A 15,168-nucleotide genomic window follows, 5' to 3' on the forward strand; every position below is an offset into this window, starting at 1 on the left:
TCGAGGAGAACGAGAACCCCATGTCGACCCACGACTTCATCGCCGTCGGGCTGGGCCCCTACAACCTCGGCCTGGCCTGCCTCACCGCACCGATCGACGACCTCGACGGGCTGTTCCTGGAGGCCCGCGACAGCTTCGACTGGCATCCCGGCATGCTGCTGGAATCCACCCGGCTCCAGACGCCGTTCATCGCCGACCTCGTGACGCTCGCGGACCCCACCTCGCCGTACTCGTTCCTGAGCTACCTCAAGGAAACCGGCAGGCTCTACCCGTTCTACATCCGGGAGAGCTTCTTCCCGCTGCGCGCCGAGTACAACGACTACTGCCGGTGGGCCGCCGCCAAGCTGCCGAACCTGCGCTTCCGGCACGCCGTCACCGCCGTCGAGTACGACGAGACCGACGACCGCTACGTGGTGCGCGCCGACACGCCGGCCGGGCCGGTCACCCACCGGGCCCGGCACCTCGTGCTCGGCACCGGCACCCCGCCGTACCTGCCGCCGGCCTGCGCCGGACTCGGCGGTGACCTGATCCACAACTCGCGCTACCTGGAACACCGGGAGGCGCTGCGGGCCAAGGACAGCATCACGATCGTCGGCAGCGGCCAGAGCGCCGCCGAGATCTACCACGACCTGCTCGGCGACATCGACACGTACGGCTACCGGCTCACCTGGGTGACCCGCTCGCCGCGGTTCTTCCCGCTGGAGTACACCAAGCTGACGCTGGAGATGACCTCGCCGGACTACGTGGACTACTTCCACGCGCTGCCCGAGCCGACCCGCTACGCGCTGGAGGCCGCACAGAAGCCGCTGTTCAAGGGCATCAACGCCGACCTGATCAACGACATCTACGACCTGCTGTACGCCAAGAGCCTGCACGGCCCGGCGCCGACCCGCCTGCTGACGAACACCGAGCTGGTCGAGGCGGCGTACGCCGACGGCCGCTACCGGCTCGGACTGCGCCACACCGAGCAGGACCGCGCGTTCACGCTGGAGACCGAAGGGCTGGTGCTGGCCACCGGCTACCACTACCGGGTGCCGGAGTTCCTCGCGCCGGTACGCGACCGGCTGCGCTTCGACGCCCACGGCCGCTTCGACGTCGCCCGCAACTACAGCGTCGACCACACCGGCCGCCGGGTGTTCCTGCAGAACGGGGGCACGCACACGCACAGCATCACCTCGCCCGACCTGGGCATGGGCCCGTACCGCAACTCGTGGCTGATCCGGGAGATGACCGGGCGGGAGCACTACCCGGTGGAGAAGACCATCGCGTTCCAGGAGTTCGGCGCCCCGGCCGGAGCGCCGGCATGAGCGAGCGCACCGAGCGAAGCGAGGGCCGCGAGCGCATGCCCAGCCGGCCCGGCATGAGCGAGCGCACCGAGCGAAGCGAGGGCCGCGAGCGCATGCCCGAACGGTTCAGCATGAGCGTGTTCACCCGCGTCGACGACGCGCTGGGCGAGTTCACGCTGCGCCCGCTGGACCCGGACGCCGACGCGGCGCTGCTGCACCGCTGGGTCACCCATCCCAAGTCTGCGTTCTGGCTGATGCAGGACGCCGACGTGGACGCCGTCGCCGCCGAGTACCGGCGCATCGCCGACCACCCGCACCACGACGCGTACCTCGGGTCGTGGCGCGGCACCCCGGCGTTCCTGGCCGAACGGTACGACCCGGCCCACGTCGAGCTGGCCGGCCTGTACGACCCGGAGCCCGGCGACGTCGGCATGCACTTCCTCTGCGCGCCAGCCGACACGCCGGTGCACGGCTTCACCCGCGCCGTCATCACCACGGTGATGGCCTGGCTGTTCGCCGACCCCGCCACCCGCCGCGTGGTGGTCGAGCCGGACGTGCGCAACACCGCAGTGCACGCGCTCAACGCCGCCGTCGGCTTCACGGTCGTCGGTCCGATCCGCAAGCCCGAGAAGGAGGCGCTGCTCAGCGTCTGCACCCGGGACCAGTTCCGGGCCGCCACCGGCGCGCCCGCCACCCAGGAAGGGGCACCGGCGTGAACGCCAGCGCATCAGTGGACCACCTGACCCCCGAGGCGTGGGCGACGGCCAACCGGCTGCTGGTGCGCAAGGCGCTCGCCGAGTTCGCCCACGAACGCCTGATCACCCCCGAGGCCACCGGCCCCGGACAGTGGCTCGTCCGCAGCGACGACGGCGCCGTCGAGTACCGGTTCGCCGCGCAGCGGCTGGCGCTGGACCACTGGCAGATCGACGCGGACAGCATCGTGCGGCGCCGCGACGGCGCGGACCTGCCGCCGGACGCCGTGGATCTCTGCGTGGAGCTGCGCGGCGCGCTCGGCCTCACCGACGCGATCCTGCCGGTCTACCTGGAGGAGATCACCTCCACGCTGGCCGGAACCGCGTACAAGCTGGCCAAGCCCGCGGTGAGCGCCGCCGAGCTGGCCGCCGCCGATTTCCAGGCGATCGAGACCGGCATGACCGAGGGTCATCCCTGCTTCGTGGCGAACAACGGCCGCATCGGCTTCGGCGTGCATGAGTACCACGCGTACGCCCCGGAGGCCGCCGCGCCGGTACGGCTGCTCTGGCTCGCCGCGCACCGCGACCACACCACGTTCACCTGCGCCGACGACCTGGACTACGACACGCTGGTGCGGGCCGAGCTGGGCGAGGAGACGCTGGCCGGGTTCACCGCCACGCTCACCGGGCTGGGCCTGGACCCGGCCGACTACCTGCTCGTGCCGGTGCACCCGTGGCAGTGGTGGAACAAGCTCGCCGTCACGTTCGCCGGTGAGGTGGCCGCCGGCCGCCTGGTCTGCCTCGGCGAAGGCCCGGACGAGTACCTCGCGCAGCAATCCATCCGCACGTTCTTCAACGTCAGCGACCCGGCCAAACACTACGTGAAGACCGCGCTGTCGGTGCTGAACATGGGCTTCATGCGCGGCCTGTCCGCCGCGTACATGGAGGCGACGCCCGCGATCAACGACTGGCTGGCCGGGCTGATCGAGAACGACCCGGTGCTCAAGCGCACCGGCCTGTCGATCATCCGGGAGCGGGCCGCGATCGGTTACCGGCACCGGCAGTACGAGGCGGCGACCGACAGGTACTCCCCGTACCGGAAGATGCTGGCGGCGCTCTGGCGGGAGAGCCCGGTCCCGGCCCTGGAGCCCGGGCGGCGGCTGGCCACCATGGCCTCGCTGCTGCACCTGGACCGCGACGGCCGTTCGCTGGCCGCGGCGCTGATCGACGAGTCCGGGCTCGCCCCGGCCGACTGGCTGCGCCGCTACCTGGACGCCTACCTGGTGCCGCTGCTGCACAGCCTGTACGCCTACGACCTGGCGTTCATGCCGCACGGCGAGAACGTCATCCTGGTGTTGCGCGGCGGCGTGGTCGAACGGGTCGTCTTCAAGGACATCGCCGAGGAGATCGTGGTGATGGACCCGGACGCGGACCTGCCGGAGCGGGTACGGCGGATCCAGGCCGCGATCCCGGAGGACGAGAAGATCCTGTCCATCTTCACCGACGTGTTCGACTGCTTCCTGCGGCACCTCAGCGCCGCCCTGCACACCCAGGGCGTGCTCGACCAGGACGAGTTCTGGCGTACGGTCGCCGCGTGCGCCACCGGCTACGCCGAGACCGTGCCGCACCTGGCCGACCGGATGCGCCGGCACGACCTGTTCGCGCCGGAGTTCACGCTGTCCTGCCTCAACCGGCTCCAGTTGCGCAACAACCAGCAGATGGTGGACCTGTCCGACCCGTCGGCCGCGTTGCAGTTCGCCGGCACGCTGGTCAACCCGCTCGCCCCGTACGCGCCGCGCGGATGACGAAGCGGGCCGGCGCGCCGTGCGCCGGCCCGCTCCAACGGCGGTGGGGGCGATCAGTTCTCCGCGCGGCCGGCCCGCCAGTAGCCCATGAACGCCACCGCGCGCCGGTCCATGCCCCGCTCGGTGACCAGGTGCCGGCGCAGCCCGCGGATCACCGCCGCCTCCCCGGCGAGCCAGGCGTAGACCGCCGCGCCGTCGGGCCGTTCCGGCACCTCCCAGAGGATGTCCCGGTCCACGTCCACCTCGGCCAGCGGCGCGGCGCCCGCCGCGACCGGTACCGGCACCAGCCGGCCGGCGAGGCTCGTCACGGCCTGGGTGAGCCGGCTGCCGTGCGGGGCACCGGCCCGGGGCAGCCAGGTCACAGTGACGCCGGCCGGGGCCCGGCAGGGCAGTTCGTCGCCGGCCTCCGGCACCTCCACGAGCGCGTGCCCGCGCACGTCGGCGGGCAGCCGCTCCAGGATCGCGCAGATCGCCGGCGCGGCGGTCTCGTCGCCGGCCAGCAGCAGCGTCGCGCCGGCCGGCGGCTGGAACTCGACCCCGCCGTGCGGGCCGTCCCACCCGGCGTCGGGGCCGACCACAGCGATCCGGTCGCCGAGGCGGGCCCGCCGTGCCCAGCGGGTGGCCGGGCCGCCGTCGCCGTGCAGCGCCATGTCCACGTCCACCTCGTACGCCTCCGGGCGGACCGCGCGGACCGTGTAGGTGCGGATCGGGCTGCGCAGCCCGTCCGGCAGCTCACGCCACCGCTGGAACCAGTCCGGCCCGTCGGGCAGTTCCCCGGACGCGCCGTCGACCGGCGGCAGGGCCAGCTTGATCCGCTGGTCGTACCCGTTGTCGGCGAACCGGTCCAGGTCCGGGCCGGTGAGCGTCACGCGCAGGAACGACGGGCCGAGGCGGCGCAGCGCGCGGACCTCGACGGCGAAGACGCGCCAGGGCGCGACGGCCAGGGTGCTGGTCATGCGTTATTCCTCTCACGGCCGGCGGGCGGCGCGTCGGTGAACGGGCTAACGGGCGGCTGCGGCGGCGCGGGAACGCCACAGCAGCCAGACGAAGTACGGGGTGCCGATCAGCGCGGTGACCAGTCCGGCGGGGATCTGGGCGGGCGCGATCACGGTGCGGCCGAGCGTGTCGGCGAGGCTGACCAGGGTGGCGCCGAGCAGCACCGCGACCGGCAGGACGCGGGTGTGCCGCCCGCCGACGAGCGCGCGGGCCGCGTGCGGCGCGACCAGGCCGACGAAGCCGATCACGCCGACCGCCGACACGGCGGTGGCGGTGAGCAGCGCCGCCAGGCCGAGCGCGACCAGCCGGGCCGGTTCCAGGCGCACGCCGAGCACCCGGGGGGTGTCGTCGTCGAGCGCCAGCAGGTCCAGCTCGCGGCGCACGGCGGCCACCAGCGGCAGCGCCAGCAGCAGCGCGATCATCACCGGCAGCACCTGCGGGGCGGTACGCCCGTAGGTGGAGCCGGACAGCCAGGTCAGCGCCTTGCCGGTGTTCCACGGGTCGGAGGACACCACGATGAACGTGATGATCGCCGTACCGCCCTGCCAGACCGCGAACCCGATCAGCACGAGCCGGTCGGAGTTGAGTCCCCGCCGCCGGGCCAGGCCGTAGACCAGCGCGAACGCGGCGACCGCGCCGAGACCGGCGGCGCCGGACAGCGCGAGCACGCCGGCCATCGGCGCGAACGTCAGCAGCGAGACCGCGCCGATGCCGGCGCCGCCGGTGATGCCGAGGATGCCCGGCTCGGCGAGCGGGTTGCGGCAGACCGCCTGCACTGTGGTGCCGGCCAGGGCCAGCGCGGCGCCGGCCAGCAGCGCCGCGGCGACCCGCGGCCAGCGGGCGTCCAGCACGAAGGTGTACGCCGGGCCGGTGCGGCCCTGCACCCAGTTGACGATGTCGCCGAGCAGCACCCAGGTGTCACCGGCGAGCATGCCGAGCACCAGCGCGGCGGTGACGACGACCGCGCAGACCGCGATGACTGTGGCGACGAAGCCGCGGGAGCGGACGGCGGCGTGACCGCCCGGCGCCTGCCGGGTCGGCCCGGCGTCGCGGTGGCGGCGGGCCAGCCAGATCAGCAGCACCGCGCCGAAGAGCGTGGTCACCACGCCGGTCGGCACGTCGACGCCGGCCTGCCCGCCGAGCACGGCCCGCAGCAGCACGTCGGAGCCGAGCACGATGACCACGCCGACGATGCCGGCCAGCGGCATCAGGACCCGGTGCCGGTGCACCTCGGGCACCCACTTGCCGAGCAGCCGGACGATCACCGGCGCGCCGAGGCCGACGAAGCCGATCGGCCCGGCCATGGTGACCGCCGCGGCGGAGAGCAGCACGGCGAGCAGCACCACTGTCAGCCGGGTGCGGCGCACGTTGAGCCCGAGCACCGTGGCGGTGTCGTCGCCGAGGGCGAGCAGGTCCAGCCGGTGCCCGAGCGCCACGAGCAGCAGCGCGCCGATCCCGATCACGGGGGCGAGCTGGGTGAACGCGACCAGGTCGCCCTGCACGAGCGAGCCGTTGCCCCAGGCGAACAGGCCGATGGTGGACTGCTCGAACAGCAGCAGGAGCAGCATGGTCACCGAGGCCAGCGCCATCGCGGTGGCCGAGCCGGCGAGGATGAGCCGGGTGGTGGCGGCCTGGCCGCCGGCCGAGAGCAGCATGACCAGGGAGGCGGCGGCGAGGCCGCCGCAGAACGCCAGGCCGCCCGAGGGCAGCGCCGGCAGCGCGATCCCGAACGCGGCGGTGGAGACGATCGCCAGGTGCGCGCCCGCGTTGACGGCGAGCGTGTCCGGCGAGGCGAGCGGGTTGCGGGTGGTCGACTGCAGCGCGGCGCCGGCGAAACCGAGCGCGACGCCGACGGCGAGGCCGGTGAGCAGCCGGGGCAGGCGGGAGGCGACAAGGATCCGGGCGGCCTCGTCGTCACCACCGGTGAGCAGCCGGAGCAGGTCCAGCGCCCCCACCGACGACGTGCCCTGGGTGACGTGCACCGCGGTGATCGCGACGAGCAGCGCCGCGGCGAGGGCGAACGCGCCGGCGACCCGGCGGCGCCGGGCGGGCGGCGGCCCGACCGGGGCCGGCCGGGTGGCCGGCCCCGGCGGGGCGGGGGCGGTCATCGCGCTCAAGCCGTGTAGACCTTGACCAGCTCGTCGATGTACTGCTTGGCGGAGAGCGTGCCGCCGAAGGTCCAGATGCCGTTGGGCATCTTGTGCAGCTTGTTCTGCTGGACGAACGGCAGGGAGCGCCAGATCGCGTTGCCGGCGAGGCCGTCGGCGAACACGTCGGTGCCGTCCGAGGCGTTGTAGAAGAAGTGCAGGTCCTGGCTCTTCAGGACGTTCATGCCCTCGACGTCGGTCTGGCCCAGGCCCCACATCTCGTCGGTCTTGCCGGTCCAGGCGTTCTTGAGGCCGAGCTGGATGCCGAGCTGGGAGACGAGCGCGCCCTGGCCGAACATCCGGATCGAGACGGTGCTGCCTTCCTTCCAGCCGTCGGCGATGGCGAACTGCTTACCGGCCGCGCCGGCGTCGGCGATCTTCTTCTTGCCGTCGGCGAGCGCGGCGTCGAAGTCGGCGAGCAGCTTGTCCGCCTGCGCGGTGCGCCCGGTGGCGGTGGCGATCATCTTCAGGTCCGAGCGCATCCGGCCGATGTTGTCGGAGGCGTCGCTGCCCTTGGTGACCAGCACCGGGACGTACTTCTCGAGCTGGGTGACGACGGCGGAGCCGCGCTCGGCCTCCATCACCACGAGGTCCGGCTGGAGGGCGACGATGGAGTCGACGCTCGGCTCACCCCGGGTGCCGACGTCCTTGACGCTCGCGTCGAGCGGGGCGGCGGTCACCCAGGTGGCGTACCCCTTGGGGTCGGCCACGCCGACCGGCATCACGCCGAGGCCGACGAGCATCTCGACCTCGCCCCACTCCAGGCCGACGACCTTGGTGGCGGGGCTCTTGAGGGTGATGGTCTTGCCCCGGCTGTCGGTGACGGTGACCGGGCCGGTGGGCGCGGCGTCGGAGGGGGACGGTGCGGCGGCGGGCTCCTCGGTGGTGCCGCAGCCGGCGATCAGCAGCGCGCTCGCCGCGGCGGCGGCGAGCAGGGTCAGGCGGGTACGCAACATGGGTTTCTCTTCTGTGTGCAGGGATCGGTCAGGCGGGGATGCGGGTCGTGTGCCGGCCGACGGGACGTGTGGAGAGCAGGTTGGTGACCGGGTCGACGATCACCTCGACGCGGATGCCGTAGGCCTCGGTGAGCGCCGCCTCGGTGAACACCTCGTGCGGCGTGCCGGTGCCGCGGACCCGGCCTTCGTGCAGGAGCACGACCTGGTCGGCGACGGCGGCGGCCTGGTTGAGGTCGTGCAGCACCACACCGACGGCGACGCCGGCGGTGTCCGCGAGCTCGCGCATCAGGTCGAGGATCTCCACCTGGTAGCGCAGGTCCAGGAACGTGGTGGGCTCGTCGAGCAGCAGGATCGCGGTGTCCTGGGCCAGGCAGGTGGCCAGCCAGACACGTTGCAGCTCGCCGCCGGACAGCTCGTCGACCGGGCGGCCGGCCATGCCGTCGACACCTGTCACGCTCATGGCCCGGTCGATCGCCGCGGGCCCGTCGGGGTCGTTGGCGCGCCACCGCTGCCGGTACGGGTGCCGGCCGTAACCGACCACGTCTTGCACCGTGACCCCACTCGGGGTGGGGCGGCTCTGCGCCAGCAGCGTGACCCGCCGGGCGAAGTCCCGGGCGGACAGCGCCCGGGCCGGGGTGCCGTCGGCGAGCACGACCTCGCCGTGTTCCAGCGGGTGCAGGCGGGCCAGTCCGCGCAGCAGCGTCGACTTGCCGCTGCCGTTCGGGCCGACCAGCGCGGTCACCGCCGCGGGCCGCAGCGTGATGGCGGCGTCGTGCACCACCGTCTTGCCGTGGTAGCCCAGCCGCAGCTCACTGCCCGTCAGGCCGTCGGCCCGCACCGCTTCGCTCGTCACGCAGGTTAGGCTAACCTAAGACTCGATCATCCTGTCAAGCCGGTCCTTCGGTCGGATCTCCGGCCCCCGCGCTCCCCCACCCACCTCGCCCCACCCGGTCGATCATGAAGTTGACGGCCTTGTCGATCTCCGATCCCGCCGCCAACCTCATGATCGACGCAGAGGGCGCGGACTGTCAGAGGGAGACGGCGCGGCCGCCGAGGGTCACCGTGAGGCGGCCGTCGGAGGCGAATGACCAGGCCAGAGCGCCGGAGTACGTGGCGCACCGGGAGCCGTTGGCGCCGGACCAGAACTGGTTCGAGCCGTCCACGTTGCCGACGGTCTTGTCGTTCGATCCGCTGCCGGCGAACCGGCAGGAGGTGTTGTTCCGGTAGACCGAGGTGCCGGCGTCGAACGAGAAGTTGCGTTCGGTGTTGTCGATGCTCAGGTTGTTCGAGATCGTCATGGTGCCCGGGTTCCGGTTGTACGTGAAGCCGTGCTTGCCGTTGCGGTACGCGATGGTGCGACGCACGGTGTGGTTGACAGCGATGTCCTCGCCGCCGAGCTTGAAGCCGTTGCGGTCGCCGTTGCCGTTCTGCGTGCCGTTGCTGAGCGTCCCGTTGCTGTACGCGACGGAGTCCTCGATGGTCACCGTGCCGATCGCGCCGGTGTCGGACTTGGTGTAGAGGTCCCACCCGTCGTCGATGTTGTGGTGCGACACCGCGTACCGGAAGACGTTGCCACTGCCCGCTGTGAGCTTGGCGGCGAAGCCGTCGGCGTCCTCGCCGTCGGAGTCGGCGTTGTCGTGCGACTCCACGCTCACCATCAGGTTGTTCGCCGGCCACTGGTCGCGGGGCGTGCTGGAGGCGATCCGGGACAGCTGCAGCCCGGTGTCGCGGTTGAAGCGGGTCACCGTCCGCTCGATGACGTTGTTGCTGCCGCCGACGAAGATGCCGTTGTCACCCGCGCGCTCGACCACGAGCCCGCGCACGTGCCAGTACGAGGCGTTGAGCGCCAGTCCCCGGTTGGCCGGGTCCTCGCTCATCGCCGAGAAGTTCAGGATCGGCGTCTCGCCCGGGTAGGCGTACAGGTTCTTGCGGGCGCTCGACGTGCCGTCGTTGCCGGCGGCGACGGTGACCGTCTGGGACAGGTTGTAGGTGCCGCCGCGCAGGTAGATCGTGCCGCCCGCGCCGACGCGGGTGATCGCCGCGGCGATCGTGGTCGGGCTGGCCTGGGTGCCGGCCGCCCCGGCGGTTCCGTTCGGCGCGGCGTAGATCGCCCCGCCCGCCGGCGGCGGCGTGCTGGGCGGCGGGGTGCTCGGGGGCGGGGTGCTGGGCGGGGGCGTGCTCGGGGGTGGGCTGCTCGGCGGCGGCGCGCTGGTCGGCGGCGTGCCGGTGGTGGGGGTGACGCCGCCGGTGCAGGTGACGCCGTTGACCGCGAACGCGGACGGAACCGGGTTGCTGCTGTTGTTCCAGGTGCCGTTGAAGCCGAACGACGTGGTCGCATTGGTGCCGAGGCTGCCGTTGTAGCTGACGTTGGCGGCCCGCACGGACGCGCCGCTGGCGGTGATCTCGGCGCCCCAGGCCTGACTGACGGTCTGCCCGGCCGCGAAGGTCCAGGTGACGGCCCAGCCGTTGAGCGGGTCGCCGAGGTTGGTCAGGTTGACGTTGGCGGTGAAGCCGCCGCCCCACTGCGCCGTGACGGCGTAGTCGACGCGGCAGCCGGCGGCGGCCTGGGCGGCGGTCGCGCCGACGGCCAGGCCGGACGCGGCGAGCGCCGCCGTCGCCGCGGCCGAGGTCCACAACACCGTACGGCGGTGTCGGTTGATCATGCTGCTCTCCTCCGGGTGGTGGTGCGGTGCCCGCGCCGCAACCGGCACCGATGCCCGGTCGGTGTCAGGGGCGGGCCTTGTCGCCCGGACGTCCGCGTCACCACGGACGAGCGCTCACGTCTCCCGCACAGTAAGCGCTTTCAGCGCAGCCTAACGACGGACGTCGATGCGGTCAAACATCCGGCGCACTGAACGATCTCGCGCCTCGGTCCGTATCCACTGCCGACGGGAACATCGGCCGGAACCGCGCCGGCGGGCTGCAACTGGCGTCGGCGGGCGAGAACAACCGCCCGGCCACCACTGCCACCGCGCAGACCGTGAACTGCCCGACGGTACGCGACAAGCTGCCCGCCGTACCGGCGGCGGCATCGGCGCAGGTGGAGCGGGAACTGGCCAACCTGGACCAGGAGATCGCCCGGCAGAACGAGCGGCTGGCCCGGCAGGCGGTACGCCCCGAGGGCGGACCGGCGTTCATCGACAACGCCATCCTCGGCCCGCTGCGCAGCAAGCGCGTCGCCGTGCTCGACCGCATCGAGAGCGCGTTCAACCGGGTCGGCGCGCAGCGGCCGAACCTGGACGCGCTGGCCACCTGCGGCCTGAACTGAGCGCCCGGTAGCGGCCCGGCGGCGCGCATCCCGCCGGGCCGCTACCCGGGGTCACAGCGGTCCGAAGACGTCGGCCGGGTCGGCGTCCAGCGCCAGCGTCTCCAGCACTGTCAGAAGCTGCCGCTCCTCGTACCGGAAGTGCGACTCCATGATCGCCGACACGCCCTCCAGGTGCCGGGTCAGCTCGTCGGGCGGGGCGTCGCGGGCCACCGCCGCGCTCAGCCCGGACAGCAGGTACCCGATCATCGAGTGGTCCTGCCGCAACCGGTCCAGCGTCTCGCGCAACTCGGGATGCCGCGTCGCGATCGCCGGGAAGAGGCTGTGGTCCTCGCCCTCGTGATGCGCGGTGAGGGCCGCGCAGAACCCGTGGCAGAACAGCAGCAGGTCCCGCGTCGCGGGCCGCGCCGGCTCACCGGCGGCGAGCGCCTGCCGGGTCACCTCCAACGCCTCGCGCAGCCGCTCGTGGACGGCGCGCATCTCTCGGCTCCAGGCCACCAGCCTGGTCTGTTCGCCCTCAGCCATGAGGAGAGGGCGAAGGGACGACGAGTGTCATCGTCGTGCTCCCTCCGGTCCGGCGCCTCCATGCCTGACACGGTCTGCCACCGGCACGCGACGCTGCGCGGAGCCTAACCGGCGGCACCGGCCCCATCAAGTAGTGCCAGCGCTACCCCGGTTCGGGCAGCAGGCGGTATGGAACGTGCAGCCCGATTCTCCGAGGCTTGAGGCCGTACCCGTTCACCTCCGTCGAGGAGTTCCCATGACCCGCCGTACCTTCCCGATCGCAGTCGGCGCCACGGCCCTGCTCACCGTCACCGCGCTCGGTGTGCCCGCCGCGTCCGCCACGACCACCGACGCCCGGCGTCCCGCCGCCGACACCGTCCAGACGCGACTGGACGGCCTGGTCACCGAGCACGGCTTCCCCGGGGCGCTGGCCTCCGTACGCCGCGACGGCCGGGTGCGCGACTACACCGCGGGGGTCGGCGACCTGAGCACCGGCGCCGCGATCCCCCGCGACGCCCGGGTGCGCGTGGGCAGCAACACCAAGACGTTCACCGCCGTGGTCGTCCTCCAGCTCGTCGGCGAGGGCCGCATCGAGCTGGACGCCACCGTCGAGCGCTACCTGCCCGGGATGGTGCGCGCGAACGGCAACGACGGGCGGCGGATCACCGTACGCCAGCTGTTGCAGCAGACCAGCGGCCTGCCCGACTACGACGAGGTCGTGTTCAGCGAGGCGCAGGACCTGGTGGACCGCCGCAGCGACTACTTCGACCCGCGCCGGCTGCTGGACGAGGCGCTCACCCAGTCCCGGCGCTTCCCGCCGGGTCAGAGGTGGGAGTACAGCAACACCAACTTCGTGCTGGCCGGGCTGATCGTCGAGCGGGTCACCAAGCGCCCGGTGGGTGAGGAGATCACCCGGCGGATCATCGAGCCGCTGCGGCTGCGTGACACGTACTGGCCGCAGACCGGCGAGCAGGACCTGCCCGGCCGGCTGCCGCGCGGATACGTGGCGGTGGAGCCGGGCGCGCCGTGGGTCGACGTGACCCGGATGGACCCGTCGCTGGGCTGGGCCGCCGGTCAGCTCGTCTCGACGCCGTCGGACCTACGGGCGTTCTTCGAGGCGCTGCTGGCGGGCAAGCTGCTCAAGCCCGCTCAGCAGGCGGCCCTGACGCGCACGGTTCCGGCACCCGACTTCGAGCCCACCGGGGTGTGGGAGTACGGCCTGGGCATCGCCCGGCACGAGCTGCCCTGCGGCGGCCACGCCTGGGGACACGGCGGCGACATCCAGGGCTTCCAGACCCGCAACCTGGCCACCACGGACGGGCGCAGCGCCGTGGTCGCGGTGACCGCGCTGCCGACCAGCCTGGAGATGCTGGAGGCGGTCACCAGCACCGTCGACGCGGCCCTGTGCGGCACCGGCCGCTGATCCGGATCACAGCCGCCTGCGCGCCGCCTCCCCGGTGAGGCGGCGCGCCTGCGTTGCGTGGTCTACCGCCGGCCGTCGAGGTAGCGCAGCACGGCGGTGACCCGGCGGTCGGCGCGGTCGTCCGGCGGCAGGCCGAGCTTCGCGAAGATGCTGCGGATGTGCTTGTGCACCGCGCCGTCGGTGACGAACAACCGCTCGGCGATCGCGCCGTTGCCCAGCCCTTCCGCCATCAGCGCCAGCACCTCGTGCTCGCGCGGCGACAGCTCGGCCAGCGCCGTGTCCGGCCGCCGGTTGCGGGCCAGCAGCTGCCCGACCACCTCCGGATCGATCACGCTGCCACCGCCGGCGACCCGGTGCAGCGCCGCGAGGAACTCCTCGACCCGTCCGACCCGCTCCTTGAGCAGGTAGCCGAGCCCGGACGCGCCGACCGCGAACAGCTCGGTGGCGAACGCCTGCTCGACGTACGCCGACAGGACCAGCACCGCGAGGCCCGGCCGGCGGCGGCGGGCCTCGACCGCGGCGACGATGCCCTCGTCGGTGTGGGTGGGCGGCATCCGCACGTCGACGATCGCCACGTCCGGCCGGTGTTCGTCCACAGCGGCCAGGAACTCCCCCGGCGTGCCGGCGGTGGCCACCACGTCCAGGTCCTCGGCGCGCAGCAGCAGCGCCAGCCCTTCGCGCAGCAGCGCGTCGTCCTCGGCGATCACAATCCGCATGGCAGCTCCACGTGCATCCTCGTCGGCCCTCCCGGTGGGCTCGTCAGCGTCATCCGCCCGTCGTACGCCTCGACCCGGCGGCGGATGCCGGTCAGCCCCGAGCCGCGCGTCTCGTCGGCGTCCCCGCGCCCGTCGTCGGTGATCGTCACCAGCAGCCGGTCCCGTTCCCGGCGCACGACGACCTCGACGCCGTTCGCGCCGCTGTGCCGGACCACGTTGGTCAGCGCCTCGGCCACCACGAAGTACGCGGTGGCCTCCACCGACGCCGCGCAGCGCACGTCGACGTCCACCGACAGGCGGCACGGCACCGCGCACTCCGCCGCGAGTCCGGTCAGCGCCCCGGCCAGCCCTCGGTCGCCGAGCACCGGCGGCAGGATGCCGCGCACCACCGTACGCAGCTCGCCGAGCGCCTGCTCCGCCGCGTTCTGCGCGCGTTCCAGGATCTCGTCGGCGCGGTCCGGGTCGCGGCGCACCGCCCGCCGTGCGGCGCCGAGCAGCACGTTCACCGCGACCAGCCGGTTCTGGGTGCCGTCGTGCAGCGAGCGTTCGATGCGGCGCAGTTCCACCGCGTGCGCGTCGAGCGCGGCGGCCCGGGTGGCGGTGAGTTCGGCGACCCGCAGCGACAGGTCGAACCCGGGTGGCGGGGGCAGCAGCCGGCGGCCCGGCCGGGCCTGGAGCCGCGCCAGCGCCGGGCCGCTCGCGACCGCGAGGACCAGCCATCCCACCCCGAGCAGGGCGACAGCGAGCGCGTCGCCGAGCCCGGCGATGTGCCACCACCAGATCCCGGGCGCGCCGGCCCCCGGCGTCACCAGCCGGTGCCAGAGCGGGAACGTGATGTCCTGCACGGCGTAGATCGGCAGCGTGAGCGCGAGCAGCCCGGCGCCGAAGCCCAGGGTGCCGTGGGTGGCCACCCATCTCAGCTCCCGCCGCACGACCGGGTCGCGCAGCGCCGTGCGCAGCCCGGCCGGCACCGGCCCGGGCTCCGGGATCGACGGCCCCCACCGGGACAGCCGGGCGCGCTCGCGGTCGGCCGCCGACCGCACGGCCTGGAGCAGTCCGGGTACGAGCAGCAGTCCGACTCCGCCGACGCAGGCCGCCGCGACGACGACCGCCCCGAGCAGCGTGCCCAGGGCCAGCACCGCGGTGCCCAGCCCGCCGACGAGGTGCTCCAGCGCGTCCACCGAGGCACGGACCCGCCTACGCACGTGTTCCATCGCGGCCCACCCCCGGGCGACACGATAGGTCACCGCGGTCACGGTCCGGCAGCCCAGGGCGCGGAAAGTACAGCCTGCTGTACCAGGACTGTCGTGCTGGCGGGATCGTTCCCGACCGGCCGGCTCCCTAGTGTCGGTCGTAGAAGAAATCACCGAGGAGGCAG

Annotated in this window: 13 protein-coding genes; 5 read left to right on the top strand and 8 right to left on the bottom strand. The window is 73.1% G+C overall.

The window, feature by feature from the left end; all coding sequences use genetic code 11:
* The first annotated feature begins 20 nt into the window (after positions 1 to 20).
* The 3 genes from MicB006_RS13695 (at position 21) to MicB006_RS13705 (ending at position 3,783) form a co-directional block, all read left to right on the top strand.
* The gene (locus MicB006_RS13695; protein WP_116506531.1) at positions 21 to 1,307 is read left to right on the top strand and encodes a lysine N(6)-hydroxylase/L-ornithine N(5)-oxygenase family protein; all 1,287 of its coding nucleotides are present in this window, start codon (positions 21 to 23) and stop codon (positions 1,305 to 1,307) included.
* A gap of 110 nt (positions 1,308 to 1,417) precedes the next feature.
* Positions 1,418 to 2,002 carry a GNAT family N-acetyltransferase gene (locus MicB006_RS13700; RefSeq protein ID WP_116511408.1) on the top strand — a complete coding sequence of 195 codons (585 nt, stop codon included), beginning with the start codon at positions 1,418 to 1,420 and terminating at the stop codon, positions 2,000 to 2,002.
* Positions 1,999 to 3,783, top strand: a complete 1,785-nt coding sequence (locus MicB006_RS13705; protein WP_116506533.1) for an IucA/IucC family siderophore biosynthesis protein — start codon at positions 1,999 to 2,001, stop codon at positions 3,781 to 3,783. The genes MicB006_RS13700 and MicB006_RS13705 overlap by 4 nt, the downstream gene beginning before the upstream one ends.
* Positions 3,784 to 3,836: 53 nt before the next feature.
* Here the strand turns inward: MicB006_RS13705 and MicB006_RS13710 are convergent, their stop codons facing one another.
* From MicB006_RS13710 to MicB006_RS13730, 5 genes are all read right to left on the bottom strand, one after another.
* Positions 3,837 to 4,739 carry a siderophore-interacting protein gene (locus tag MicB006_RS13710; RefSeq protein ID WP_073828143.1) on the bottom strand — a complete coding sequence of 301 codons (903 nt, stop codon included), beginning with the start codon at positions 4,737 to 4,739 and terminating at the stop codon, positions 3,837 to 3,839.
* A gap of 45 nt (positions 4,740 to 4,784) precedes the next feature.
* Positions 4,785 to 6,887 carry an iron ABC transporter permease gene (locus MicB006_RS13715; protein ID WP_116506535.1) on the bottom strand — a complete coding sequence of 701 codons (2,103 nt, stop codon included), beginning with the start codon at positions 6,885 to 6,887 and terminating at the stop codon, positions 4,785 to 4,787.
* Positions 6,888 to 6,892: 5 nt separating this feature from the next.
* Positions 6,893 to 7,882, bottom strand: coding sequence for an iron-siderophore ABC transporter substrate-binding protein (locus MicB006_RS13720; RefSeq protein ID WP_116506537.1), 990 nt, complete (start codon positions 7,880 to 7,882; stop codon positions 6,893 to 6,895).
* 28 nt (positions 7,883 to 7,910) lie between these two features.
* Entirely contained in the window at positions 7,911 to 8,720 is an 810-nt protein-coding gene (locus MicB006_RS13725) for an ABC transporter ATP-binding protein (RefSeq protein ID WP_116511410.1), read from the bottom strand.
* Positions 8,721 to 8,910: 190 nt separating this feature from the next.
* Complete coding sequence (locus MicB006_RS13730) at positions 8,911 to 10,545, bottom strand: cellulose-binding domain-containing protein (RefSeq protein ID WP_116506539.1); 1,635 nt, start codon at positions 10,543 to 10,545, stop codon at positions 8,911 to 8,913.
* A 317-nt stretch (positions 10,546 to 10,862) separates the two neighbouring features.
* On the opposite strand from MicB006_RS13730, the gene MicB006_RS13735 reads away from it, so the two are divergent.
* Positions 10,863 to 11,150, top strand: a complete 288-nt coding sequence (locus MicB006_RS13735; RefSeq protein WP_225980739.1) for a hypothetical protein — start codon at positions 10,863 to 10,865, stop codon at positions 11,148 to 11,150.
* 51 nt (positions 11,151 to 11,201) lie between these two features.
* Here MicB006_RS13735 and MicB006_RS13740 read toward each other — a convergent pair whose 3' ends face one another.
* A complete protein-coding gene (locus tag MicB006_RS13740) occupies positions 11,202 to 11,672 on the bottom strand; it encodes a hemerythrin domain-containing protein (protein ID WP_116506541.1) in 471 nt (156 codons plus the stop codon).
* Between the two features lie 235 nt (positions 11,673 to 11,907).
* Here MicB006_RS13740 and MicB006_RS13745 point away from each other — a divergent pair, with 235 nt between their 5' ends.
* Positions 11,908 to 13,074 (top strand): serine hydrolase, encoded by a 1,167-nt coding sequence (locus MicB006_RS13745; protein WP_116506543.1) that lies wholly within the window; start codon positions 11,908 to 11,910, stop codon positions 13,072 to 13,074.
* A 62-nt stretch (positions 13,075 to 13,136) separates the two neighbouring features.
* Here the strand turns inward: MicB006_RS13745 and MicB006_RS13750 are convergent, their stop codons facing one another.
* Positions 13,137 to 13,790, bottom strand: a complete 654-nt coding sequence (locus MicB006_RS13750; protein ID WP_073828124.1) for a response regulator transcription factor — start codon at positions 13,788 to 13,790, stop codon at positions 13,137 to 13,139.
* Positions 13,778 to 15,004 (bottom strand): sensor histidine kinase, encoded by a 1,227-nt coding sequence (locus tag MicB006_RS13755; protein ID WP_116511412.1) that lies wholly within the window; start codon positions 15,002 to 15,004, stop codon positions 13,778 to 13,780. Before MicB006_RS13755 ends, MicB006_RS13750 begins: the two co-directional genes overlap by 13 nt.
* Positions 15,005 to 15,168 lie beyond the last annotated feature (164 nt).

The organism is Micromonospora sp. B006, assembly GCF_003408515.1.
In the GTDB taxonomy this organism is placed as follows: domain Bacteria; phylum Actinomycetota; class Actinomycetes; order Mycobacteriales; family Micromonosporaceae; genus Micromonospora; species Micromonospora echinospora_A.